At 40.7% G+C, this 25,625-nt stretch carries 22 protein-coding genes; 15 read left to right on the forward strand and 7 right to left on the reverse strand.

Annotated features, from left to right (window positions below; all coding sequences use genetic code 11):
• Nucleotides 1-20 precede the first annotated feature (20 nt).
• From IGI46_RS07805 to IGI46_RS07820, 4 genes are all read left to right on the forward strand, one after another.
• Entirely contained in the window at nucleotides 21-929 is a 909-nt protein-coding gene (locus tag IGI46_RS07805; protein WP_429973203.1) for a helix-turn-helix transcriptional regulator, read from the forward strand.
• 15 nt (nucleotides 930-944) lie between these two features.
• Nucleotides 945-1,250: a YciI family protein gene (locus IGI46_RS07810; protein ID WP_207702030.1), complete on the forward strand. Its 306-nt coding sequence runs from the start codon at nucleotides 945-947 to the stop codon at nucleotides 1,248-1,250.
• Nucleotides 1,251-1,268: 18 nt separating this feature from the next.
• Entirely contained in the window at nucleotides 1,269-1,574 is a 306-nt protein-coding gene (locus tag IGI46_RS07815; protein WP_207702029.1) for a YciI family protein, read from the forward strand.
• A 414-nt stretch (nucleotides 1,575-1,988) separates the two neighbouring features.
• Nucleotides 1,989-4,385 carry a leucine-rich repeat domain-containing protein gene (locus tag IGI46_RS07820; RefSeq protein WP_429962772.1) on the forward strand — a complete coding sequence of 799 codons (2,397 nt, stop codon included), beginning with the start codon at nucleotides 1,989-1,991 and terminating at the stop codon, nucleotides 4,383-4,385.
• A gap of 261 nt (nucleotides 4,386-4,646) precedes the next feature.
• Here the strand turns inward: IGI46_RS07820 and IGI46_RS07825 are convergent, their stop codons facing one another.
• From IGI46_RS07825 to IGI46_RS07840, 4 genes are all read right to left on the reverse strand, one after another.
• On the reverse strand, nucleotides 4,647-5,063 hold the full coding sequence (locus tag IGI46_RS07825; RefSeq protein ID WP_429962773.1) for an amino acid decarboxylase: 417 nt from the start codon (nucleotides 5,061-5,063) through the stop codon (nucleotides 4,647-4,649).
• Between the two features lies 1 nt (nucleotide 5,064).
• On the reverse strand, nucleotides 5,065-5,634 hold the full coding sequence (locus tag IGI46_RS07830) for a UbiX family flavin prenyltransferase (RefSeq protein WP_207702026.1): 570 nt from the start codon (nucleotides 5,632-5,634) through the stop codon (nucleotides 5,065-5,067).
• A 16-nt stretch (nucleotides 5,635-5,650) separates the two neighbouring features.
• Nucleotides 5,651-7,129 (reverse strand): UbiD family decarboxylase, encoded by a 1,479-nt coding sequence (locus IGI46_RS07835; protein WP_429973204.1) that lies wholly within the window; start codon nucleotides 7,127-7,129, stop codon nucleotides 5,651-5,653.
• Nucleotides 7,130-7,243: 114 nt separating this feature from the next.
• A complete protein-coding gene (locus IGI46_RS07840) occupies nucleotides 7,244-8,110 on the reverse strand; it encodes a LysR family transcriptional regulator (RefSeq protein ID WP_429973205.1) in 867 nt (288 codons plus the stop codon).
• A 349-nt stretch (nucleotides 8,111-8,459) separates the two neighbouring features.
• Between IGI46_RS07840 and IGI46_RS07845 the strand changes: the two genes are divergently transcribed.
• Nucleotides 8,460-9,182: a winged helix-turn-helix domain-containing protein gene (locus tag IGI46_RS07845; protein WP_429962776.1), complete on the forward strand. Its 723-nt coding sequence runs from the start codon at nucleotides 8,460-8,462 to the stop codon at nucleotides 9,180-9,182.
• Nucleotides 9,183-9,351: 169 nt separating this feature from the next.
• Here IGI46_RS07845 and IGI46_RS07850 read toward each other — a convergent pair whose 3' ends face one another.
• Nucleotides 9,352-10,305 (reverse strand): response regulator transcription factor, encoded by a 954-nt coding sequence (locus IGI46_RS07850; RefSeq protein WP_429973955.1) that lies wholly within the window; start codon nucleotides 10,303-10,305, stop codon nucleotides 9,352-9,354.
• A gap of 288 nt (nucleotides 10,306-10,593) precedes the next feature.
• Between IGI46_RS07850 and ptcA the strand changes: the two genes are divergently transcribed.
• The 4 genes from ptcA to arcC all read left to right on the forward strand — a co-directional run bounded on the left by ptcA (nucleotide 10,594) and on the right by arcC (nucleotide 15,212).
• Nucleotides 10,594-11,613 carry a putrescine carbamoyltransferase gene (ptcA, locus tag IGI46_RS07855; RefSeq protein WP_429962778.1) on the forward strand — a complete coding sequence of 340 codons (1,020 nt, stop codon included), beginning with the start codon at nucleotides 10,594-10,596 and terminating at the stop codon, nucleotides 11,611-11,613.
• Between the two features lie 109 nt (nucleotides 11,614-11,722).
• Nucleotides 11,723-13,141 (forward strand): APC family permease, encoded by a 1,419-nt coding sequence (locus IGI46_RS07860; RefSeq protein ID WP_429962779.1) that lies wholly within the window; start codon nucleotides 11,723-11,725, stop codon nucleotides 13,139-13,141.
• On the forward strand, nucleotides 13,095-14,192 hold the full coding sequence (gene aguA / locus IGI46_RS07865) for an agmatine deiminase (protein ID WP_429973206.1): 1,098 nt from the start codon (nucleotides 13,095-13,097) through the stop codon (nucleotides 14,190-14,192). Before IGI46_RS07860 ends, aguA begins: the two co-directional genes overlap by 47 nt.
• Before the next feature lie 87 nt (nucleotides 14,193-14,279).
• On the forward strand, nucleotides 14,280-15,212 hold the full coding sequence (arcC, locus tag IGI46_RS07870; RefSeq protein WP_429973207.1) for a carbamate kinase: 933 nt from the start codon (nucleotides 14,280-14,282) through the stop codon (nucleotides 15,210-15,212).
• A gap of 173 nt (nucleotides 15,213-15,385) precedes the next feature.
• Here the strand turns inward: arcC and IGI46_RS07875 are convergent, their stop codons facing one another.
• Together IGI46_RS07875 and IGI46_RS07880 are read right to left on the reverse strand one after the other, a co-directional pair.
• The gene (locus IGI46_RS07875; protein WP_429973208.1) at nucleotides 15,386-16,750 is read right to left on the reverse strand and encodes an MFS transporter; all 1,365 of its coding nucleotides are present in this window, start codon (nucleotides 16,748-16,750) and stop codon (nucleotides 15,386-15,388) included.
• 153 nt (nucleotides 16,751-16,903) lie between these two features.
• Complete coding sequence (locus IGI46_RS07880; RefSeq protein WP_429973209.1) at nucleotides 16,904-17,842, reverse strand: helix-turn-helix domain-containing protein; 939 nt, start codon at nucleotides 17,840-17,842, stop codon at nucleotides 16,904-16,906.
• Between the two features lie 217 nt (nucleotides 17,843-18,059).
• Here IGI46_RS07880 and IGI46_RS07885 point away from each other — a divergent pair, with 217 nt between their 5' ends.
• The 6 genes from IGI46_RS07885 (at nucleotide 18,060) to araA (ending at nucleotide 25,147) form a co-directional block, all read left to right on the forward strand.
• Nucleotides 18,060-20,030 carry a glycoside hydrolase family 127 protein gene (locus IGI46_RS07885; RefSeq protein WP_429973210.1) on the forward strand — a complete coding sequence of 657 codons (1,971 nt, stop codon included), beginning with the start codon at nucleotides 18,060-18,062 and terminating at the stop codon, nucleotides 20,028-20,030.
• 122 nt (nucleotides 20,031-20,152) lie between these two features.
• Entirely contained in the window at nucleotides 20,153-21,226 is a 1,074-nt protein-coding gene (locus IGI46_RS07890; RefSeq protein WP_429962785.1) for a GntR family transcriptional regulator, read from the forward strand.
• Between the two features lie 46 nt (nucleotides 21,227-21,272).
• The gene (locus tag IGI46_RS07895) at nucleotides 21,273-21,458 is read left to right on the forward strand and encodes a hypothetical protein (protein ID WP_429973211.1); all 186 of its coding nucleotides are present in this window, start codon (nucleotides 21,273-21,275) and stop codon (nucleotides 21,456-21,458) included.
• A gap of 9 nt (nucleotides 21,459-21,467) precedes the next feature.
• The gene (locus IGI46_RS07900; protein WP_429973956.1) at nucleotides 21,468-22,973 is read left to right on the forward strand and encodes a xylulokinase; all 1,506 of its coding nucleotides are present in this window, start codon (nucleotides 21,468-21,470) and stop codon (nucleotides 22,971-22,973) included.
• Between the two features lie 12 nt (nucleotides 22,974-22,985).
• The gene (locus IGI46_RS07905) at nucleotides 22,986-23,684 is read left to right on the forward strand and encodes an L-ribulose-5-phosphate 4-epimerase (RefSeq protein WP_429962786.1); all 699 of its coding nucleotides are present in this window, start codon (nucleotides 22,986-22,988) and stop codon (nucleotides 23,682-23,684) included.
• A 38-nt stretch (nucleotides 23,685-23,722) separates the two neighbouring features.
• Nucleotides 23,723-25,147: an L-arabinose isomerase gene (gene araA, locus IGI46_RS07910; protein WP_429962787.1), complete on the forward strand. Its 1,425-nt coding sequence runs from the start codon at nucleotides 23,723-23,725 to the stop codon at nucleotides 25,145-25,147.
• The last annotated feature ends 478 nt before the right edge of the window (nucleotides 25,148-25,625 follow it).

The raw sequence follows: 25,625 nt of genomic DNA on the forward strand, positions 1-25,625 counted from the left end.
ATAGAAAAGGAAGAAGACTCATGCAAATCGAACGTCTGGTACAAATGATCTTCTATTTAATCGATCATGGACAAGTGACTGCAAAGGAACTGGCGGAACAGTTCAATGTTTCAACAAGAACCATTTATCGAGATGTCAATACACTGACCTTAGCAGGAATTCCTATTTTGTCCGCCAAAGGTGCTGGAGGTGGGATATCCTTATTAGAGGGCTATACGCTGGATAAATCCTTGTTGACTAAAGAGGAGCAGCAGAATATTTACCACGGATTGCAGCTTCTACAGGCAACCGACTATCCAAATGCGGAAATAGCAATTAGTAAGATTGGAGCAGTCTTTCATAATGTGCTGCAGCCGCAATGGTTAGAGGTAGATTTTTCTTATTGGGGAAGCGATGACACCGAAAGGATTAAATTGTCGGATTTGCAGTATGCCATTCTAAATAAGCATGTGATTGCTTTTGAGTATGCAAATTCTGAATTACAAAAATCCCATCGGAAAATTGAACCCTTACGTTTAGTCTTTAAATCCCATGCCTGGTATATTGTCGGCTACTGCCAAGAAAAGCTGGAAATAAGAGTTTTTCGACTGTCCAGAACGAAACGATTGAGGGTACAAACGGAAACCTTTGCAAGAGAATTACCGCAAGACTATTCAATGAAATCACCAAAAGCAGTAGAAAGGTTGTCCAAGCTGCAGCTGAGGTTTTCACCAGAGGCAATCCATCGATTGTACGATGAATTCGCTGAAGATCAATTGACAGTTGAAGCGGACGGCAGTTACGTGGTTGAGTTTGAAGCGGAATTGAATCATTGGATGATTCATTACTTGCTTTCTTTTGGCAGGCAGGTGCAGGTTTTGTCACCAAAAAAAGTCCAAACAATGTTAAAGGAGCAAGCGTTAATGATTGTTCAGATGTATGAAGAGTAAAGGAGTGAAAAGTAAATGGAAAAATGGGTCTATGCTATGTTTATTGAAAAAACCAAAACCTACAATCGTTTGACGAAGGCGGAGGTGGAAAAGCACGTTGAGCATTTGAGAAAGCTGGACGAAGCTGGCAAGTTAGATTTTTGTGGTGTCTTTAAAGGGTATCCTGGTGTCGCTGGTATGCTGCTGCTTAAAACTGCCAGCTATGAAGAAGCGGAGATGCTTTGTAAGCAAGAGCCGTTAGTAGTTGGCGGGTACGCTACTTACAAGCTGAAGGCAGTACAGGTAGCCGATAAGGAAAACAATTATTTGTTTGGGAATTAAAGGAGGAGTTGGAAGCAGATGAATGAACAAAAAATGCTATATGTGAGAACAGATTACAAGCTTGATGAACGAGAGGTTGGTGAAGAAGAAGCGATGGCTTCGATGGAGTATCTTCAACAATTAGCCAGTGAACGCTATTTATTAGCCGGAGTATTTGGGAATATGGAAACAGAGGAAGTCGATGGTGCGATGATTCTTTTCGAAGCCAATGATTTGGCCGATGCCCAACGAATTTCTGACGAAGATCCGATTATTAAAGGCGGGTTCTACCGTTATGAGCTTCAATGTTGGAATTTAATGGTTTTTCCAGCGGCAGATAAGTAAAATAATGTTACGGTAAGTAGTTGAATAAATTCAATCAAATAGGTACCTTTTAGAAACGCTTCGGCAGTATTTCTAAAAGGTACCTATTTTTCACGAAGAAAAAAGTTTGTTCATTAAAAAAATATGAAGGTATTAACTTTTTTATTTTTCCTATCGTAAAGATAGCTTTAGGAAGAGCTAAGCAGCGACTACCCTACGTAATACTCCGAAACATTTTTACTGCCACTCTCTATTAGTGTTAAAAAAATCATCTTGCCATTTCTTTTTCATTCTATTATGATAATCATTGTAAGAAAATTAATTTTGAGTTATTTTCTTTAGAAAAAGATACCTATCCATAGATCTTAAACTTGTTTTTTTGAGTAAGGTGGTATGTTTGTAACTTTTTTGACGAAAAGGCGGAGGGAAAGTAATATGAAAAAAACACATATTTTTATGACAGCTTTAGTACTTTGCTCACAAGCATTGGTTCCTTTGACAAGCTTTGCTGAGACAACAACTGATTCTTCAGGCAGTCGCCAAGAATTAGTATCAGAGGAAACAGAAGACAAAACGAGTAAGGGTGGAGATGATTCAACAGCTGCTGAAAATCAAAACCAAAAGGATACAAAGGCAACCGAAGACATAAACAATAATAAGAATACGGATAGTGAAAAAGTTGAAGTGCTTGCTACTGGAGATGAGTCTATCGATTCATGGATGCCAGATGAAAACCTACAAGCAATTGTAGCCGAAATTTTAGGCAAAACCGACTTCACGCAACAAGATATGCTTAGTATCACAAGTGCTTCTATTGATAGCAAAGAAATTTCTAATGCACAAGGTTTGTCTTATGCAAAGAACCTAACCTATTTATCTGTAACGAATACAGATCTATCAAAGACAAGTAATCTATCTGAAATCGGCACATTATCAAAGTTGGAAACAATCATTGCAACAGGGGACAATTTATCAGATATCTCCTTTGTAAAAAGTAATCAGTTGACTTCATTAACGTCTGCCGATCTTTCCAATAATGTATTGACTAATTTAAACAGTATTGCAGGCATTAATTTGCCGAATATTGAACGATTGGATGTCTCTAACAATCTATTAACTGACATTTCGATTATCGAGAATGTTGATGTGCCTAAGCTAAATACCTTATTGGCCTCACACAATCAAATTACAGATATTTCACCAATTGCTAAGTCGACCTTAACTAGTTTGGTGACTCTTGATGCCAGCCATAACATGATTACCGAGATCGATGCGTTTGCAAACGCAACATTTACTAATTTGGAATACTTAATCGTTAACAATAATCAAATTAAAGATATTTCTGTCATGAAGAATTTAAAAGACAGATACCCGAATTTACATGTCTATAAGGTGGATAATAACCAAATTTACAGTATTGAATTTATGGAAGGTTACCAACTGAATTCAAATACTTCGGCAATCAATCAAACCTACGAAAAAGATATTTCACTGATTAAACCAACAGGAAATAATACGAAGCAATATGAAATTGCTGTGCCGATTACTTCGTTAGATTATCAATATGATAGTTCAACAGGATACTATGCGGGAACACCAGATCCGACAGCTCAAACATTAACGTTGGATAATTTAGCAGGTATTTCTGCAGTGAAATTAACGGATGGGTCAATCAAGCCTATTGAAGGTAGTACAAATAGTGTTCAAAGCTTTATTATCGAAGCAAGTCCAACCAATCTGCCTTCACAGGTAAGTTTTACTTGGCAAGGAGCTCAAGGACAATACAGTGGCAGTGGGGAAATTAGTGTTAATTGGGTAGATCCGGTGGCGCCAGTTATCGAGGCAGGTAATCAGACCATCCATGTAGGAGAATCCTTTGACGCATTAAAAAATGTATCAGCCTTTGACCAACAAAAGGATGGTTCTCCTAAAACAGATTTAACTGATAAAATTGAAGTATTGAATAATAGTGTGGACACCAACAAACCTGGCACCTATACAATAAAATATGGTGTAACTAACGCTTATGGACTAACAACCACAAGTATCTCGACGATTACTGTTTTAGATAATGATAATAAACAAAAGATCGCTGGAGAAAACTTCACTATGCATGTTGGGGATCCAAAACCTACTGCCTCTGACTTCAAAGCTAGTGCAACAGACAAGGATGGCAAACCTTCTGAGGTTAGTGTTGACTTGAGTAAAGCTGACGTGTCTAAAGCTGGTGAATATGAAGTGAGCTTAACAAGTGCCGATGGCCAAGTGAAAGAGGTAAAACTCATTGTTTTACCTAAAAAAGATCAGTCCGCACCAACCATCGAAGCGGCGGATAAAACGATGCATGTTGGTGATAAATTAACCGAAGAAGAAGTCCTATCTTGGGCTAAATTCAAAAATGCAGAAGACTACGTTACGGGATTTGATGTCGAAGGAGAGGGAATACCTGTTTCTACAATCAATGATACGTTGACACAGGCTGGAAAGTATAAAATTACTTATTATGTCGAAGGAAAGACACCTAACAGCCAGTCCCATGTAGCAGAAAAGACAATTACTTTAACAGTGCTGGATAAACAAAAGTCAGATACAGAAGATTCGACTACAGGTACGCCAACTGCAGAGGATCCAAATACGCCAACAAGCACAATAAAGACAGGCAATTCTACTACAATACCGTCTACTAGTACACCAAGTACGGTAACTTCTAATAAAGCTTTACCGAAAACAGGTGAGCAGTTGAACAATCTATTTGCAACTGTAGGGATAATTGTAGTAGCCTTGTCAGCTGGATTATTTATCTGGATGAAAAAGGATAAGAAAAAGATATAAGCTGAGCACGAGACCAGTTAAAAAAGGTGGTTGTCTTTTAGACAGTCAATTCTTCTAAACTAGTGCTAAGATTCATACAATAAACATCTTTTAGACCATCCATTGAATAGCTTCAGAGCAACGTATTCAAACGATGAAGCAGAAAATAAGTGTGCTTATCTGACGCTTCAATGGGGAAGTTCTGCTAGTGTTGAAAATTCTTATATACAAAATAGACACCCCTCAAAAATCTTCAGCAGATTTTCGAGGGGTGTCTATTTTTCAGTCATTTACATCGTGATCCTTTTTGTAGATAGGGGCTTTCGAGGTAAAAGGATTTTTTTTCAGCCAGTCAGCTAGCTGCTGACTCAATTGAGCAGCCATATCAAAGGAAGCGGCAATTTGTTCCTGCGTAATTCCGTTAACATGGACTCCTGAAATAATCACACAGTTTCCCGGAATAAAGGGCGCCAGGATTTCCAACAGCTTCTCAGCTAAAACATCATCTTTATGGAACCGTCCGCTGTGGCTCTCGAAACGAAGGGTCTCTCTCTTTTGATTACGGGAGAAAGTCGTCACCGTACCAATATGCGGTGTGTCTCCACCAGTTAAAGTGATCAGCAGATCTCCACCGATTTGTTTGGCCTCAGCAGACATTGTAAAACCTGCGGCTTGCGTTTTTACGACTGTTTGATTCATCTTAAGCATCCTTCCAACGACCAGATAACTCGTTATCAATCTGCAGGGCATCCAACAACTTCATGGTTTGATGATGCACCAAGTCCTGAATGGTTTGGGGCTGGTTGTAAAAAGCTGGAATAGGTGGAATGATTTGTACCCCCATTTTGGCTAACTTAGTCAGATTTTCTAAATGAATGGCATGCAAGGGTGTTTCTCTAGGAACTAAAATCAGCTTCCGCTGTTCCTTTAGAGTCACATCAGCAGCCCGTGTAATCAAGTTATCTGCTAGGCCCATTGCAATTGCCCCAACCGTTCGCATGCTGGTAGGCACTATCACCATTGCATCCACTAGAAAAGAACCACTGGCAATAGAAGCACCTAAATCCTTAACTGAGTAGTGATAATCCAGTAAATCATAAACCTCAGTCAAGGTCATATCGGTTTCGATTTTCAAATTTTCTTTGGCCCAGTCACTAATGACTCCGTGGGTTTCAATTTCCGGATAGTTTTTCAAGGCCTTCAACAGATCCAATGCATAAATGGTGCCTGAAGCGCCGGTGATGCCGATGACGATCCGTCTTTTTTTCATCTAATTCACTACTTTCTTATCTCAAGTATTTTTCCCAGTCAGATACATCCTTAAATTGTGCTCGAATAAATTTATCCTTCAAATCAAAAGGTACTGTGCCATCTAAAATAGTCTTGGCACTCATTCCACGAAAGCGAATGACACCCGGATTGTATTCAGGGATTTCTGACGGGTCTAATGGGTGATTCCGCATGCCGGGCAGAACGATAATATCCTTGTCCCCTTGGAAACGTGTATTCAAGGTCCACATCACATCATTCATATCAAAAATATCCACATCATCATCTACTAAAATGACTGTCTTCAATTCTTTGAAGGCCGACAGTGCCAAAATCGCTGCCTGACGCTGGATGCCTTCATCGGCTTCCCGTTCCTTGTGAATCTGCAAAATACTCATTAATTTGCCGCCGCCAGCTGGAGGATTGTAAACATTCACTACTTTACCGGGAATGGCCTTTTCTACTAAATCTAGAATGCTGGCTTCGGTTGGAATTCCTGTCATGGAAACATGCTCTTCACTTGGTCCAATGGTGGTTTGCATGATCGGATTGTCTTTACGATGAGTAATCGCTTTAACCTTTACGATATTTACCGCCGGATTTGCATCGCCATTATAGCCAGGAAACTCAGGCATAGCATGACCCGTATTCGTGTGAAGATCTTCCTGCATACGTTCGTTGGGCAAAATTTCAGCTTCAATGATAAATTCTGATCGGGCAATCCCCACTTCATCCACAGTAAGGCTGTCGACTAATTGAACTGGCTGATTACGTAGCGCTCCAGCAATCCAAAGTTCGTTGTAGCCAAGAGGGGTGGTTGGCGGTTCAAAGGTCGTTCCGATAGAAATTGCTGGATCAAGTCCGATATTGATCGTAATCGGCATGGGTTTATTCAATTTTTCATATTGTTCTTGAAAATGACCAATGTGACGTCCACCAGGCATGACATACATTCCAATCGTGTCTTCGTCTTCTAATACCATTCGGTGAATAGTAACATCACTCATCGTTTTGTCAGGATCAGAACCTAATACTATGCCCATCGTAATATAAGGACCAGCATCCTGAGGCGTGTTAGTCGGCGCCGGTAAAATCTTGCGAATATCAAAACCATCATCCGTGGCTAAATGTACCACTTCTTGTGCAGGGGCTTCTTCTTTAGAAACCTTCACTGGCTTAATAGGATTTGCCACAGATTCCTTTAATAGCCGACCAAGGTAACGATAGTCATAGTTCAAAATTTTTCCGACACGTTTCCGACTGGCCATAATCCCAATAGTCACTCGCGTACCGGGGAAGCCTTTGATAGTGTTGAACATCATGGTTGGACCTTCCTGAGTAGGACGCATCACAGTACCACCTGATCCAATGTAGCGGTAGGCACCAGCCAGCTCGGAATCAGGGTCCACTTCGACATCGGTTTCATGGTAAGCACCAGGCTCTTGCTTTAATTCTTCTAAGACCTTGCGTAAATCGTATAGTTCTTCTTGGCTCATTTGTTTTCCTCCTAATAAAAATCCTTCTTCTTTATTGTATTCGCCTTATTAGGAAGAAAACAAATCGCATTTTAAAAAGAAGTATTCCGTTTTGGAATACTTCTTTTTATGGAGCTATTCAATGGATTGCCAAAAGAGATCGTTGGCGGTACTATGCGGTCCTTTCTTGCGAACGAAGCATAGATGGCTGAGCTTGTTAGGTACAATCGGGATGTAAACGATCTGTTCCGGCAATTTTCCTAGAATCGTTTTTTCCATTAATAGAGAAATACCCAGACCACTGGCAATCATGTTCAAAATTAGATCAATGCGGGAGCCGCCGTAATTGTTTTCAGGTGTAAACCCAGACTGCTGGCACAGTTGAAGAATCGGTTTCAAAAGACCGGTTTCTTTTCCCAGCAGCAGGAAGGCTTCTCTTTCCAAACGCTCCAAGGACAATTCTTTTTCTTCAGCCAAAGGATGGTCAGCTGGCAGCACCGCCACGAAACAATCCTGATCAACAATTTTGTAGTCAAAGGAATGCTCTGGCAGCTGGAATAATCGGGTGAAGAACAGGGTATTCTCATCAAAAAAGCGAATGGCTGACAAGGGCTCATTCTCAGTCTCTTTCAGCAACAAATTGACCTCTGGATGCTGATTGCGAAATGTCGCAATTTTTTCCAAGGCAGGATAGTTAATTAAGGTCGGAATGGTATAGATAGTTAGTGAGTGCTGTTGCCTTTGTTTCACTTGGGCAGCTTTTTCCTGCATCAAGTGAGTCTGATGGACAATTTCCTGAGCATAAGGCAGCAGTTCGTGCCCAGCCGCAGATAAAGTTACTTGACGCTTGGAGCGATTAAACAGATTGACAGTCAATTCCTTTTCCAATGCCAAAATATGCTTGGAAACATTACCTTGTGTAGTGTAGGTTTCTTCAGCGGCCTTAGAGTAATTTAAATGCTCAGCCAACTGAATAAAGGTTTCTAGTTTTTGAATATCCATAAGCAGATCCTTTTTTGTTAGTTAGTCTTATTATAAGGGAATGAGAAAGGTTTAGCAGAAAAAATCAGAAAACTAAAAATAAATTACGTTGATTGATAAATTATGAAAAGAATAGGCGTTTTTTTATAAGTTTGGACAAACAGTTTATTCGTTTTCTTAAATTGTATTTATTCTAATTTTGATATGACTGAAATAAATTTTTCAGCTTTACATATTAGTGATTTTTTGTTATTATTTAAATGTTTTTATTGTTATGTTTTGGATGGTTAAGTTTAGAACCATAAAAAGTGTTGGTGGAGAGATGATAAAAATATCCTGCGATTATTACTAGTAAAGAAAAGGTGGAAAAATGAGTTCTGTATTGATTTTGACGAAAAATATTTTAGTGGAGCAAAAGCTCCAGACGCGACTGCAACGATTGAATTGTGAAGTATTTTCTTCTCCAAAAACGTTGAGCCTACTGATTGAACGCCCTAATGAAATTATGTTGGCCAGCTATTTCGATTGTATCATCGTTAGTGAGACAGTCACCAATGAGGAACTCCAGTGGATTATGCCAAGTTTACGAAAGTCTCCTAAGATCATTCTGCGTAAGGTGGATCAATATTTCGACAGCGAAGCAGAGGGATCCATAGAAGGGATTAACGGAGTAATTACTGATGCCATGAACCTTGAAGAGCTTCGTGAAAGTTTGTACAAATGGGAAGAGTCAGTTTCCAGTGAAGGGTCCGTTTATTCCTTTGACCCAAGAAATAAAATCGTTCAACGAGAAGTACGCTTGCTGAGCTCGCTGCAGTTAACCAAAATGGAAGCTCGTGTATTAAGCAAGCTGTATCAGACTCGCGGCGAAATTATTTCTCGTGAAGAGCTGTGCGAGTACATATGGGGAGACGGTGCCAGCAGTTCTCATTTATCGCAAATCTCCTGGCTTATGAAACGTATCCGAACTGCTTTTGAAAAGGATGGTGCCAAGGGGGCAACCATCGAAACTCATTGGGGCAAAGGCTATTCCTTATCCAATGAAGTTTACGAATGCTATGCTGAAAAAATGAAGATGCCAGTTACCTTCTAAGGGAACAGCCATAGCTAAAGACGGGCCTGTGACATAAAAAGTCATAGGCCCTTTCTCGGAGTTTTGCGGAAATAAAAAGGGGAATCCAAAATATAAGAAGCTACTCGTAGATGATTTCTCTTGTTTGTCGGAGCTGCCAGCTTCTGTCACAATCGCGTTCTTTCTTTCATCAGTTTCCCAGCAACTTAGCATCCAAGTCCAGCTTATATTTCTCATACAGTCCTTGAATCTGCGTTCGCTTCTTAATATCGAGCTTGATAAAGATATTATGGACGTGGGTTTTCACGGTTCCCACTGATAAAAACAGTTCATCAGCAATCTCTTGATTTTGCTTATGCTCCAAAAGCAAGCGGAAGATTTCCATTTCCCGTTGAGTAAATTGATAAGCCGTACAAAACTGTTCAAACAGACGCTCCTCCTGCACCTCTTCCTCAGCCTCGGCAACCTGCTGCGAATTTCCTCGCAAGAAATAGTTTAGTCCAAGTACACAAACCAAAATAGAGAAGATATCTTCACAAATATTCCGATTATAGATTTTAATTGTCAGTGATGTGTACTGATCAATATTGAAGATGACAAAGGTATCCTCTAATAAAATGGCTAGGCTGAAAACAATTGCTAAAATAGCGAATCGTTTCAAATAGGTTGCTTCCGTAGGGGATAAGCCCTCGGTCTTTTTATAGCGACCCCATGCATAGGTCCCGACATAGAAAAGAAACAGCTGATTAGGCAGATAGTAGAGCCAAACCTTGAAGGCCGAATTAGCCAGCAATGGCGTCAGCAGCATCCAGACCGCTAGAACAATGAGTAAAGCATTTTGATAAGGTTTGATCTTAGATTTAGCTAATAAATTCACAATCCATAAGGAACAAAAGGCATTTACTACGAAAATAATGGTCTTGGCAGCCGGTACGCTCATAAACGTTTGGTTGTACTGGTGTGCAAAGGTATTGAAGAATTCAGTCATGTAAATAATAACATTATCAAGAATAAAGAAGGATAGATAGACTGAGAACGCGAGAAAAATTTTGCGTTTTTCTCTAAGATAGAAAATGAGGGAGGTAGACATCGTAATTGTATATAAAACGATCAAAACAATATTGTATATGAAAATGGCGATCATATTTGTAACCCCTTTCGACGAACCATTTACTAAAATCATGCTACAATTTTTCCATGGAATAATTATAACATTTTTTTCCAGGAATTTTTGCGTCATTCGTCTAAACTAGTCCCTAAACTTATCTAAACCTTTTTGAGAAAGCGGTTTACAACTATAAATAAACCCTGGTTATTCACCGTTTCTAAAGATGTTAGCGTTTACAACTAAAAGATTATCGTAAACCCTTTCATAAATTGATACATTGTGGATGCAAAGCAAACGAAAAACTATCTTATAGGAGGAATCATCATGGCAAAACGCGATTTCATTACAACGGAGAATTATACGAAGGAGGAAATTTTATACATCGTTGACTTATCATTAAAAATTAAAAAGGCGATCAAAAATGGTTTCTATCCACCTCTATTAAAAAACAAAACATTGGGAATGATCTTCCAACAATCTTCTACTAGAACCCGAGTATCCTTTGAAACAGCGATGACTCAACTAGGTGGACATGCGCAATATTTAGCACCAGGCCAAATCCAATTAGGCGGACACGAAACAATTGAAGATACTAGCCGCGTATTATCTCGTTTAGTAGATATCTTAATGGCACGGGTAGAACGTCACCACAGTGTAAACGACTTAGCAACACACGCAACTATTCCAGTAATCAACGGAATGTCTGATTATAATCATCCAACACAAGAGGTTGGCGACTTAACTACAATGGTAGAACATTTACCAGCAGGCAAAAAATTAGAAGACTGTAAAGTAGCCTTTATCGGTGATGCAACACAAGTATGCTTCTCATTAGGTTTAGTTACTACTAAGATGGGAATGGATTTTGTACAATTCGGACCAAAAGGCTTCCAATTAAACGACGATCACAAAGCAAAATTAGAAGCAAACTGCAAAGTATCTGGCGGAACTTACACTGTAACGGATGATGTTGAAGCAATTGTAGGTGCTGACTTCGTTTACACCGATGTATGGTACGGCTTATACGAAGCAGAATTGTCTGAAGAAGAACGGATGAGTACTTTCTATCCTAAATACCAAGTCAATGATGAATTAATGAATAAAGCCGGCAAAGATGCGAAATTCATGCATTGCTTACCAGCTTCTCGCGGTGAAGAAGTAACAGATGAAGTAATGGACGGACCAAACTCTATCTGTTTCGATGAAGCGGAAAACCGTTTGACTTCGATTCGTGGATTGTTAGTTTATTTGATGGATGATTATGCAGAAAAGAATCCAATTGACGAAGCAGCAACAGCTGAAGCAAAAGCAGAACTAGAAATGTTCATCAAGAAACCACTGTAAAACAGCGTAGGAATGGAAATAACTCTGCTTTTCGCTAAGGACTTATTTTCATTAGATGGTTGAGGCGCCTGCCTCAACCATTCCTTCCATTATAGAGAGGAAGAGAAAAATGGAACAAAAGAAAAAATTTAGCTTGATGAGTGCCATTCTTTCCGTAATCTGTGTGGTATTCGTAGCAGAAGCTGCAGCACCGGTTGCCGCAATCGGAAACTCCCAGTTCTTCTGGTGGATTTTCCTGCTGATTGCCTTTTTATTACCCTATGGTCTCATTTCTTCAGAATTAGGAACCACTTATATCGGCGACGGCGGTATTTACGACTGGGTAACCAAAGCCTTCGGTCACCGCTGGGGATCACGGGTTTCTTGGTATTATTGGATTAACTTCCCATTATGGTTGGCTTCACTGGCGGTAATGTGTCCAGAATTGCTGACTACCATGACCGGAATTGAATTTCCAGTCATTCCTTCGATCATCATTCAACTCGTATTTATTTGGTTAGTTGTCTGGATTAGCTTTTATCCAGTCAGTGACAGTGTTTGGATTTTGAATGGTGCGGCGGTAATCAAAATGATTTTGGCCGTATTAATTGGTGGTTTAGGTCTATACGTAGCCTTTACTAAAGGTATGGCGAACGAATTTACCGTGCAATCGATGTTGCCATCTTTTGATTTAAATAGTCTTTCCTTTATTTCAGTTATCATCTTCAATTTGTTAGGATTTGAAGTTATCTGTACCTTTGCGGACGATATGGAAAATCCTAAAAAACAAATTCCGCAAGCAATTGTAGCAGCTGGAATTGTCATTGCAGCGATTTACATTTTCTCTGCCTTTGGTATTGGGGTAGCTATCCCAACGGATCAAATCAGTACCGGCAGCGGAATGATGGACAGCTTCAAGCTGTTAACTGGATCAACTGGAGGTTGGTTCATTATCTTGATGGCCTTCTTCTTCCTGTTAACCCTATTTGGAAATATGATTTCTTGGTCATTAGGTGTAAACAACACCGCTTGTTATGCAGCTGAAAATGGCGACATGCCAAAATTCTTTGCAAAACGTAGTTCAAAAAATGAAATGCCGATTGGAACAGCTTTAATGAACGGAATCGTAGCCACAGTCGTAGTTGTGATTGCGCCAATCTTGCCAAACCAAGATCTATTCTGGGCTTTCTTCTCATTGAACCTAGTAATGTTCCTGTTGTCTTATGTACCAGTATTCCCAGCCTTTTACAAATTACGTAAAATCGATCCAGATACCCCTCGGCCATTTAAAGTCGGCGGTGGAGATGGCGTATTGAAGCTATTAGTAATTGCACCGATGCTGATGATCATTGTTTCTTTGATCTTTACTGCAATTCCGTTGCAGTTTGATGCGGCATCACTAACTGAACAGCTGCCGATTACTATCGGGGCAGTAGTCTTTATCCTATTTGGCGAAGCGATTATTGTTTTCAAAAAAATAACAAAAGAAGGAGCCGATAACAATGGCAAAGAGAATCGAAGCGACAACACCGAAACAAGACGGGTTTAGAATGCCCGCAGAGTTTGCACCACAGGAAAAAGTATGGATGATTTGGCCAGAACGTCCAGATAACTGGCGCGACGGTGGTAAACCCGTACAAGAAGCTTTTGCTGATGTAGCAAAAGCAATCAGCAAATTTACTCCAATGAACGTGGTGGTATCTCAGCAGCAATTCCAAAACTGTCGTCGTCAATTACCACCTGAAGTTACGGTTTATGAAATGTCTAATAACGATGCATGGATCCGTGACTGCGGACCAACTTTCTTAATCAATGATAAAGGCGAATTACGTGCAGCAGACTGGGAATTCAATGCTTGGGGCGGACTAGTTGATGGCTTGTACTTCCCATGGGATCAAGATGACTTAATTGCTCAAAAGGTTTGTGAAATCGAACAGGTGGATTCTTACCGGACCAGCGGATTCGTATTAGAAGGCGGATCATTCCACGTGGATGGCGAAGGAACTGTTTTGACAACTGAAATGTGTCTATTAAGTGAAGGACGTAATCCACATATGTCCAAAGAAGAAATTGAAAAAATGTTGGGTGACTACCTAAACGTTGAAAAAGTTTTATGGTTAGGCGATGGAATTGACCCTGAAGAAACCAATGGACACGTAGATGATGTTGCCTGCTTCGTAGCACCAGGTGAAGTAGCTTGTATCTACACAGAAGATGAAAAGAGCCCATTCTATGAAGCAGCTCAAGATGCGTACAAACGTCTGTCAGAAATGACTGACGCTAAAGGCCGCAAGCTAAAAGTCCACAAATTATGCTGCCCAGTTGAAACAGTAACGATTGATGGCAACTTTAAGATTGACTATGTAGAAGGTACAATGCCTCGTGAAGATGGCGACATCTGTATCGCTTCTTACATGAACTTCTTGATTACTAACGACGGTGTCATCGTACCGCAATACGGCGATGAAAATGATGCACTAGCTTTGGAACAAGTGAAAGAAATGTTCCCAAGTAAAGAAATCGTAGGTGTAAACACAGTCGAAGTTGTATACGGCGGCGGAAACGTTCACTGTATCACGCAACAACAACCAAAACGCTAAACAGTCATTCCGGCTATCTTTCCAAGAAGGGTAGCCGGAAAATTATCCAATAAAGATTTTTAACGAAATCAGAAATGAGGGTTTCACATGTCGAAAATTGTTATTGCTTTAGGTGGAAACGCCTTAGGCAACTCAGCCAATGAACAACTAACTAAAGCCGAATTAGCAGCAAAATCAATTGCTGATTTAATTTTAGACGGACACCATGTAGTAATTGCTCACGGGAACGGTCCACAAGTTGGTCAAATCCGTTTAGCTTTTGAAAATATGGGAAATGACGATCCGGAAAAGCTAATGCCTTTCCCAGAATGTACAGCCATGAGCCAAGGCTATATCGGTTATCATTTACAACAAGCCCTCGATGAAGAATTAGTTGCTCGTGGAGTAAATGATGTACCAGTTGTTTCAATGCTTACTCAGGTAGTCGTTGATCCAGAAGATCCGGCCTTCAAGAATCCAACCAAGCCAATTGGTGGTTACTATGATGAAGCCGCTGCAAAGAAAATTATGGATGAAACCGGCGATATCTATAAAGAAGATGCTGGACGTGGGTGGCGCCGAGTAGTTCCTTCACCAAAACCGATGGATATCTATGAAAAAATCAGCCTGCAAACCTTAGTCGATGCAGGTCAGGTAGTTATTGCCTGCGGAGGAGGCGGTATTCCAGTCGTTTATCACGGCAAACGCTATGAAGGCGTGGACGCAGTGATTGATAAAGATTTCGCTGCTTCTAAAATGGCAGCCTTAATCGATGCGGACGTCTTTATTATCTTAACAGCAGTTGACCATGTATTCGTCAACTTCGGTAAAGATAATCAAGAAGCACTAGTTGATACCACAGTGGAGAAAATGAAAGAGTATATTAAAGAAGATCAGTTTGCTCCCGGCAGTATGCTGCCAAAAGTTGAAGCAGCGATTGACTTTGCTGAATCAAAAGCTGGCCGCAAAGCCATTATTGCTTCTCTAGAGCAAGCCTCTGAAGCCATCACTGGCAAAAGCGGCACAACTGTTCAACAATAAACCATACCTATTGACCGAAGTCCGTTCAACAATTCTGTTGAGCGGCTTTTCCTGTGTATTGGTTTCCTAATAAAGAAGGACGGATATAAAAAGAGCATTCATCTGTAAAGGCTCCAGATGAACGGCTCTAATAAGGCGGGTCTTTTCAAGTTAACGACGTTGAACCACTTTTCTTACTGTTCTGATTGTTCTCGGCGAGTTAACAATTCTGCTCGGATAAAACCTTCTTGTTTTTCGTATCTGTAGTAACGCAGCATTGGAACGGCTGCTAGAGCAAATAGAATGGCCGGCAACCATAGAAAAACAAATTGAATCCCTGCTAAGGCCTGACTAGTTTGCACTTGATTGGCAACGTAGTCAGTTTTTGCCATAATGACAGATAAAAAGTAGCTGCCTAGACCAGCCCCAACCTTAATACAGAAAGAGCTGCCCATTGCCGACAGAAATCCGCTGGAACGAATGCCGCTTTTCCATTCCCCAAAATCTACCGCATCTGAAAGCATCGCAAAGGGCATTGAACAAGCGATTCCTGAACCAATGCAAGCAATCGCCCAAGAAATCACCAAGAAAGTCATCGAGGTTCCAGATAAAAACAGCAGGAATTGCCCGACTACTGCCAACCCCAAGCCAATAATCATCGTTCCCGTCTTTTTAAGTTTTTTAGAAATAAATGGAATGGCCATCATTCCTCCAACCTGAATTAAGGAAACCCCATTAATCAAAGGCACTAGATTTTTACTGACTAGATTGTATTCAAAATAATAAAGTAAAGCAGAAGTCCGCACCGTTAAAGCCATCCAAAAAGCTAAATTAGCCAAAACCAGCAATACCCAAGGCCAATTCCCCTTAACCGCTTTCAAACTATTCTTGAAAGGAACACTGACCGCCTTTTTTGTATTGATTTCTTCCAAGTTGAAAAAGGCAAAGAAGAGCAATCCAACGGCAATAACTCCGAAGAAAGCCACCATTAGACTGAAGCCCTTTCGATCATCGCCTCCACCAAAGAGTGCGACCAACGGTAACGCAAAGGTAACTGCTGCAAAGTTTCCGACATTGCCTCCCACCATTCTAAAAGAATTCAAATGAATCCGCTCATCCGGATCGTTGGATAAATTCGGCAAAATAGAGGTAATCGGAGTAGCAATCCCACTGTAAATCGTACCAGCAACGACATAAGTTATTCCTGCATAAACTACCTTTGCGGTTCCCGATAAGTTAGGCGTGGAGAAGGCCAACACAGTAGCTATTGCAAAGGGAATCGCCAACCACAGAAACCAAGGCCGACTTTGTCCATATTTACTCTTAGTGTGGTCAATAACAGATCCCCAAAATGGGGCATCGAAGGAATCAACAATTCGCGCAATCAGCAGTAAAATACCTGCTGTCCCCACGGTTAAACCATAAACATCTGTATAAAAATAGAGAATATAACTGCTGATGATGCAAAACAATAAATTTCCAGCACCATCTGTACTAGCATAAGCCAGCTTCTTAACTAGAGGGTGTGCTTTTTTCTTTGCCGCAACAATGTCTTTCATTTTTTTGCTCCTTCTTTTCAATTTCATAGATATCTATGTGGATAATTGTAAGAGGTTACAAAAGAGAATAAAACGGATTTAAACGTAGTAAAAGTATACATTTCCGTTTTTTGATAAAAAAGACCACTCAAATTTTGAGTGGCTGGCGGTTTGCTATTGTCCCAGTAATTTTTCAACCGCCTGAGGAATCGGCAGCTTTGGATCAATATAGGGATTGTTTTGATGGTTGCCAGAATAGGCTTTTCGGTATTTGTTAGGGGTTAAGCCTGTCCGTTTTTTGAACATACGAATAAAATATTTTTCATCGGCATAATAAGACAATTCCGCAATCGCTTTGATTGGTAAAGTGGTTTGCACCAGCAACACTTTTGCTACGGAGATTTTTAAGTTGATCAAATAATCTCGTAGATTCTTGCCAAACGCCTTTTTGAATTGGCGAGAGAGATAATCTTGAGAAACTTCAAAATGATCAGCAATGTCTTGGATAGATAACTCCTCACTCATGTTTGCGCGAATCCACTCGGCTACTTGATGAATTTTGGCATCGTACTCTTCTCCCATGGTGGAAGAGACAGCCAAGTATTGATTGCACAATTCAAGCAATATCGTTTGAGTCAAGGTATCTGCCATTTTGGCGCTATAGTAATAAGTATTGGACACATTTAATAACTGATTCATCAAGATAATTAAGAAATTGGGCTCCTTGATTGTAAACAAGCCAGGCAGCACACATCGATTGCTGTAAGCTGTCACTGTTTTGTGCTGATTAAATGCCTTTTGCAGCTGACTAACCGTCTGATCATCAGTAGGCAACAGCTGCCATTGTGCGTAAAAATGCAACCAATAAAAACGAACCGGTTGGGCTGAAAGCTGGGCACCTTCAATGGTTGTTTCGGGTGGTAAAACTAAGCAGTCGTTTTTCTTCAAATGAATCGGCTGACCGTCAATCATTAAAGACAAGTGATTTTCCAAGCAAAAAATAATTTCAAAATCTTTGTCATGGAACATCTTCTTGTGCTGCCAGCCAGTACCAGCAGAAAATTCACCGGCTTTATAGTAAAACACTGGTTGCTGCAAATCAATCGCCAACATCGCAGTTCCTCCTTGACTAGTTTGACTTGATTATAACGAAAAAATTCGTAAATAGATTTAATTTCCGGGTTTATCTACTTTTTCTACGGAAAAAACCGACTGAAAACGAACGGTTTCGCAAAAGTCCACCTTTTATACAGAAGTATACGCTTACAAGTGAGTTTTGAAAGCTTATATTTTTAGGTACAAGCAAACGATGCTGGAAAGGAAGAAAAAAATGATCACTAAAAAGAAAAATCAGTTAAAAGACATCCAAATTACTTCTGAATTCTGGAACCAATACCGGGAATTAATTGTGAAGGAGGTATTGCCATATCAGTGGGAAGTGATGAATGATTCGGCCGATATTTCCATTACCCATGAACCTGGCGGAAATGAAGAGCATCAGGAGCATAGCCATGCGATCCAAAATTTAGAAATTGCAGCTGGACTAAAAGAAGGTACCCATAATGGCTATACCTTTCAAGACACCGATGTTTATAAATGGCTGGAAGCTGCGGCGTATTCGTTGACCTATCATCCAGATAAGGAGTTAAGAAAAATTACCGACCTTTTGATTGATCTAATTGCTCAGGCTCAGGAGGGTGACGGATACTTAGTTAGTTTTTTCCAAATTGAGGCACCAGACCGTAAGTTTGCTCGATTGAAGCAGTCCCATGAGTTATATACAATGGGGCATTATATTGAAGCAGCAGTCGCTTATTTTGAAGTTACGGGAAATCAAAAAGCTTTGTCGATCGCCGTTAAAATGGCTGACTGCATGCTGAAGCATTTTGGTCCGGGGGCAGATCAAATTCCTGGATACGATGGACATCCTGAAATCGAGCTGGCACTGGCAAGACTTTATGAGCTAACCGAAGAATCAAACTATTTAGACTTGGCTCATTTCTTTATTGATCAACGTGGACAAGACGATTTCTTTGATCGGCAAATTGCTGCAGACGGACTAGATCGAGATGTCATTGATGGGATGAGAAATTTTCCTTTGTCCTATTATCAAGCGGCTGAACCTGTACGCCAACAAGAAACAGCAGAAGGACATGCGGTAAGAGTCGTTTATCTTTGCGCTGGGATGGCTCAGGTTGCGCGACTAACTGGTGACAAAAGCCTACTGGAAACCTGTCAGCGATTCTGGAACAATATCGTACATCAAAAAATGTACATTACAGGTGGTATAGGCTCCACGAATATTGGAGAATCCTTTACTGGCAACTATGATTTGCCTAACGACACCATGTATGGCGAAACCTGTGCTTCTGTAGGCATGGTCTTTTTTGCCAGAGAAATGCTTAAGTTGGAAACCAAAGGCGAATATGCCGATGTGTTAGAAAAGCAATTATTCAATGGGATTATTAGCGGCATTTCCTTGGATGGCACGCATTTCTTCTATGTGAACCCGCTGCTGGCAGATCCAGACATTTCAGCGCACAATCCTAGCCGCAACCATGTGTTGACCCATCGGGCTGAGTGGTTTGGCTGTGCCTGCTGTCCTAGCAATGTTGCACGGCTTATAGCCTCAGTGGATCAATACATTTATGCAGTAAAAGAAGACGTGATTCTTTCTCATCAGTTTATTTCTAACCAAGCTACCTTTGAGAATGGGGTGACGATTCAGCAAGAGAGCAATTTTCCATGGGAGGGTACGATCAACTATAAAGTAGAAAATACTTCTGATGAACCCTGTATTTTGGGTATTCGAATCCCTCAATGGTCACAGAAAAATGCCCGATTATCAATCAATGGGGAAACGCAAGACTACCAATTAAACGATGGCTTTATTTATTTAGAAGCAGTACCTGGGACAACAAGCATTGAATTGCTTCTAGACATGTCAATCAAGAAATATCAATCCAATACCAATGTGGTTTACAATTTTGGCAAGGTCGCGATTCAAAGAGGGCCATTGGTTTATTGTCTTGAGGAGACGGATCAAGAAAAGTCCGTTTGGAAATATAGTCTGGCACCTAATGGACAGCTTGATTATCGTTTTGAATCAGAATTGTTAGGGGGCTTAGGGGTAATTTATGCGGCAGCAAAAACACCAGAAGAAGAAAAGGAGCCTTCTCTTTATCATGAATACATTCCGACAAAATGGAAAGACGCGAAAATAAAATTGATTCCTTACTATGCTTGGGCCAACCGGGAGGAAGGGAATATGGCGGTTTGGTTGGATCAGGAGAAGAACTAGAAGGTTAACGCAGGAGTACGGCGAAAGCTGTACTCTCTTTTTTTGTAAGCATTCCCTTCCAGCGATGAAGTATGCTACAATGAAAAAAATGTTCGGACAAATTGATAGGAAGGACTAACCTCATGAGCAAAACGAAGTATCAAATTATTGCAGATGAACTAAAAGAAAAGATCTTTTCTGGCGATTATCCAGTAGGCACAACGATTCCTCCTGAACTGCAGCTGCAAAAAGATTACGAGGTGAGTCGTCATACCGTTCGGCAATCCATTGCCCAGCTTGTCAATGAAGGCTACTTGAGAAAAGAAAAAGGTTCAGGTACATATGTCGATGATGCCTATAAAAGAAGTAAAGGTCCAACGCCAAAAACAATCGGAGTCATTACAACTTACCTGTCGGATTATATCTTTCCTTCGATTATTCGCGGGATTGAGAAAACCTTAAGTGAGCATGGGTATTCTTTATTACTGGCCAGTACCAACAACGATTATCAGCAGGAAAAGGCTTGTCTGGAAAAGATGATTCGCTACGGAGTGGATGGTCTAATTGTCGAGCCCACCAAAAGCAACCAGTACAACCCCAACTTAGCTTTGTATGTACGATTGAGAGAACAAGGAATTCCGATGGTAATGATTAATGCGGTTTATGAAGAGCTGGAATCGGCATCAATCTGTGTGGATGATGTGAAGGCAGGCTTTTTAGCCGCAGAGTATTTGATCCATCAACAGCAGGATAAGCTGCTTTTTGTAACAAAAATTGACGATCTGCAGGGGAAATATCGAATGAAAGGCTTTATTCAGGCCTGTGAGCAATACGAAATTCAATTTGCACCTGAGGATATTGTGACGTATACAACGGAAACCAGAAAACAAGTACCTGATTTAGTAAAAACTCGTTTAAAAGAAGCACCTGAAATTACCGGGGTAGTTTGCTACAATGATCAGATTGCAAGCTTGCTGCTGGATCGTCTAGTAGAAGGGGGTTATCAAGTCCCCGAGCAGATTTCTATTATTGGAAATGACGATTCCTCGTTAAGCAAAGTTGGGGCAGTAAAGTTGTCTACTTTGACGCACCCTAAAGAAAAAATGGGGAGTGATGCTGCAAAGTGGATTGTTCAAGCCGTTGAGACAGGGAAAAACGGGGAGAGCCTTCTTTATGAACCTGAATTGGTGAAAAGAGATTCTGTATTGGAAAAGTAAAAACTCATTAGAACAGCCTATTGCAGGCTGTTTATTTTTTTGGGTTGTGTACGTACAGATTTCATTAATTACATTGACATGTACGTACACAAACTATATACTGGGCTTATCAAATAGTGGAAATAAGGAGGCGATTCCTATTAAAAGCGAAGAAAAGATGGTTCAGACCAAGCTGGATATTATGGACGGACGAACAGCCTTGGGCATTGAATTTGGTTCGACACGAATTTAGGCTGTATTAATTGGATCAGATTTAACACCGGTTGCAGCTGGAAGCTACGAGTGGGAAAACAAGCTGGAAGAGGGCATTTGGACGTATTCATTAGAGGATATTTGGAAGGGCTTACGTGTCAGCTATCGAAAAATGGCCGCAGAAGTGTTTGAAAAGTACGGTGAAACCTTAACTAAGATTGGCTCAATCGGCTTTAGCGCAATGATGCATGGCTATATGGTCTTCGATCAACAGGATGAGCTGCTGGTTCCTTTTAGAACTTGGCGCAACGCTATTACCGGTGAAGCAGAAGAACAGCTGACTACGGCTTTTCACTACAATATCCCTCAACGATGGAGCATCGCTCATTTGTATCAGGCGATTTTAAATGGAGAAGAGCATATAGCGAACATCACTTTTTTAACTACCTTGGCAGGCTATATTCATTGGCAGTTGACCGGACGAAAAGTATTAGGGGTTGGCGATGCGTCTGGCATGTTTCCCATCAATAGCTCTACGAAAAATTACGATCAGACTATGTTGAATATTTTTAAGGATTTAGCTGAAAAGGAAGGCTTTACTAAAGAGCTGCAGGAGCTTTTGCCAAAGGTTCTGCTGGCTGGAGAAAGTGCGGGTATTCTGACTCAGGAAGGTGCCTATTTGCTTGATCCGACTGGAACACTCCAGCCAGGAATTCCTCTTTGTCCACCAGAGGGGGATGCGGGAACTGGTATGGTTGCCACCAATAGTGTTGGTCAACGGACTGGAAATGTTTCGGCGGGTACCTCTGCATTTGCCATGATTGTCTTGGAAGAGGAATTAAAGGAGGTTCATCCTGAAATTGATTTAGTGACCACCCCCGCTGGCGATTTAGTAGCGATGGTTCACACTAACAATTGTTCCTCTGAAATTAATGCCTGGGTAAAGCTGTTCAAAGAATTTGCTGAAAGCTTAGGATTGGAGATTAGCGGAGAAAAGCTATATGACACGCTATTCACTAAAGCCTTGGAGGGTGCCCCTGACTGTGGCGGCTTGTTGTCGTACGGCTATTATTCTGGTGAAAATATTACCGGACTCAATGAAGGCAGACCATTATTTGTTCGGACACCTGAAAGTGATTTTAGCTTAGCCAATTTCATGCGCCTGCATTTGTCTAGTGCGTTTGGTGCCATGCGAATCGGTATGGAAATTCTAAAAAAAGAGCAGATTCAGATCGACAAATTAGTTGGTCATGGCGGAATATTCAAAACCCCTGAAGTTGGTCAGCGGATCTTAGCAGCAGCAATGGAAGCGCCGGTGACGGTGCTGGAAACAGCTGGCGAAGGCGGTGCTTGGGGGATTGCTTTACTGGCTGCTTATCGGATATCTGAAGAACAACTATCGTTAGCAGAATTTCTAGAACAAAAGGTTTTTGCCGAAAGTGAAGGAATCACGGTTATTCCAACCGAAGAAGACCTGCAAGGCTATGGGGAATTTACTGATCGCTATTTAAAAGGCTTGCCAATCGAAAAAGCCGCAATCGATGGTTTGAAATAAGGAGAGGTTTAGATGCTGGAACAATTAAAAGAAGAAGTTTTTCAAGCCAATTTAGAATTACCTAAGCAAGGCTTGATTAAGTACACTTGGGGAAATGTGAGTGCCTTTGATGCCGAAACAGGCTATTTTGTTATCAAACCAAGCGGAGTCAGCTATGAAGAGATGAAGGCTTCCGATATGGTGGTGGTAGATTTAGAGAACCAAGTAATTGAAGGGGAAATGAATCCTTCTTCAGATACACCGACACATGCCGTTTTGTATAAGGCTTTTCCAGAAATTGGTGGGATTTGCCATACGCATTCTACTTGGGCAACGATCTGGGCTCAAGCTGGTATAGACTTGCCAGCAATGGGAACCACGCATGCTGACACTTTTTACGGCAGTGTTCCCTGTGCCCGATTTTTAACCCAACAAGAAATTGATGCGGGGTATGAACATGAGACGGGCAATGTCATTATAGAAACTTTTAAAGAAAGAGCAATCGATGTTATGGAGATTCCTGGTGTTCTACTGCATGGACATGGTCCCTTTACTTGGGGCAAAGATGCTAAAAGTGCAGTAATGAATGCGGTAGTGCTGGATGAGGTAGCAAAAACGAATTTGTTCACTCGTCAATTAAATACCTACGCAGAAGAATTACCGCAGCGAGTATTGGATAAACATTATTTACGAAAACATGGAAAAAACGCCTATTACGGGCAAGCAAATTAGTCAATCAAAAAAATTATTAACTAAGAGGAGCGAATACAATGTTAGAAATCAGTAAAAAAGAATTTTGGTTTGTTGTAGGGTCACAGCATTTATATGGAGAAGAAGCATTACAAAGCGTGAAAAGCAATGCGGAAACAATCGTCAAGGGTTTAAACGAAAGCGGCAAGATGCGCTATCCAATTGTATTGAAGGAATTAGCAGTAACAGCAGATACCATCACAAACCTCATGAAGGAAGTTAACTATCGTGATGAGGTAGCTGGCGTAATTACATGGATGCATACATTTTCTCCAGCAAAAATGTGGATTCGCGGAACCAAGCTGCTGCAAAAGCCATTGCTGCATTTAGCGACTCAATTTAATGAAAGTATCCCTTGGGAAACAATTGATATGGACTTCATGAATTTAAACCAATCGGCTCATGGCGATCGTGAATATGGCTTCATCAATGCACGCTTGAAAAAGCAAAACCAAATCGTTGTCGGCTATTGGCAAACAGAAAGTGTCCAGTCTCAAATTGCTGATTGGCTGGATGTGGCAGTGGCCTACAACGAAAGCTTCAATATTAAAGTCGCTCGCTTTGGTGATAATATGCGAAATGTAGCGGTAACAGAAGGCGACAAGGTAGAAGCTCAGATTCAATTTGGCTGGGTCGTCGATTATTTTGGGATTGGAGATTTGGTTCAATTCATTGATGCAGTGAAGGAAGAAGAAGTGGAAGCCTTATTTGCCGAATACAAAGAGCTTTATGATTTTGATTACGGCGATTACGATCATGGGACGTGGGAAGCTCATGTGAAGGTACAGGCAAAACAGGAAATCGGCTTGCGACGCTTTTTAGAGGCAGGGAATTACAATGCCTTTAGTTCTAATTTTGAAGATTTGTACGGCATGCAGCAGCTGCCAGGCTTAGCCGTTCAACGATTAATGGCTGAAGGCTATGGGTTTGCTGGAGAAGGCGACTGGAAAACGGCTGCCTTGGATCGTTTGTTAAAGGTGATGGCTAACAACGAAAACACTGGCTTCATGGAAGACTATACGTATGAATTAGCTGCTGGAAAAGAAGCAATTTTGCAGTCTCATATGATGGAGGTCGATCCTACCTTAGCTGTTAACAAACCAAAAATTGTCGTTTCTCCATTATCAATGGGTGATCGTGAAGATCCTGCTCGCTTAGTCTTTGATGGAAAAGCTGGTGATGGCGTCGTGGTTTCCATGGCTGATTTTGGCACTCATTATAAGCTGCTAATCAATGAAGTAGAAGCTTTCGAACCAACTGAGGAGGCTCCGAACTTGCCAGTGGCACGAGTATTATGGAAGGTGAAACCGAATTTCCATGAGGGAGTCGGTGCTTGGATTCGCACAGGCGGTGGGCATCACACCGTGGTTTCATTGAAGCTGACAACTGAACAAATTGAAGCTTGGGCGAAGCTGGTTGATTTAGAATATGTAACGATTAAATAATTCAATCTTAAAAGCTGTTTGTGTAATTAGTTGAGTAGGTTCACTGTTGGAAGCATCTATTTCTGTGCTGCTAACCTCAAGAATGGTTCGGAGATAATTGAGAAAGCTCCTAAAAAAAAGATTCTAAAATAGAAGTTGCCTGAAAAATTCAAACGGAGTGTGCAATCGAATAACTGTAAAAAAATGACAAGAGAGAATAACTGACAGCCTTTTGGCTAGGTTATTTTCTCTCTTTTACGTTTGGTGGGTTGTTCTAACTAATCTACGTAAAGGTAGCTAATTGTACGAATTGTTCCGCAAGGCTAACTTCCAAATAGTAAAAATTTAGTCTATGCTATTTTTAAATTAAAAAAAGCAAAAATATTTGTGCATAAGGTATTGCTAGTCGCGACCAAATATGAATATAATGAAGGGAACACATTTTTCTTCATTATATTTGTAAAAAGAAAAATGGTCAGCTTCATTTTGTCAAACAAGA

Source organism: Enterococcus sp. AZ163, from assembly GCF_050498925.1.
Lineage (GTDB): Bacteria > Bacillota > Bacilli > Lactobacillales > Enterococcaceae > Enterococcus_A > Enterococcus_A ferrettii.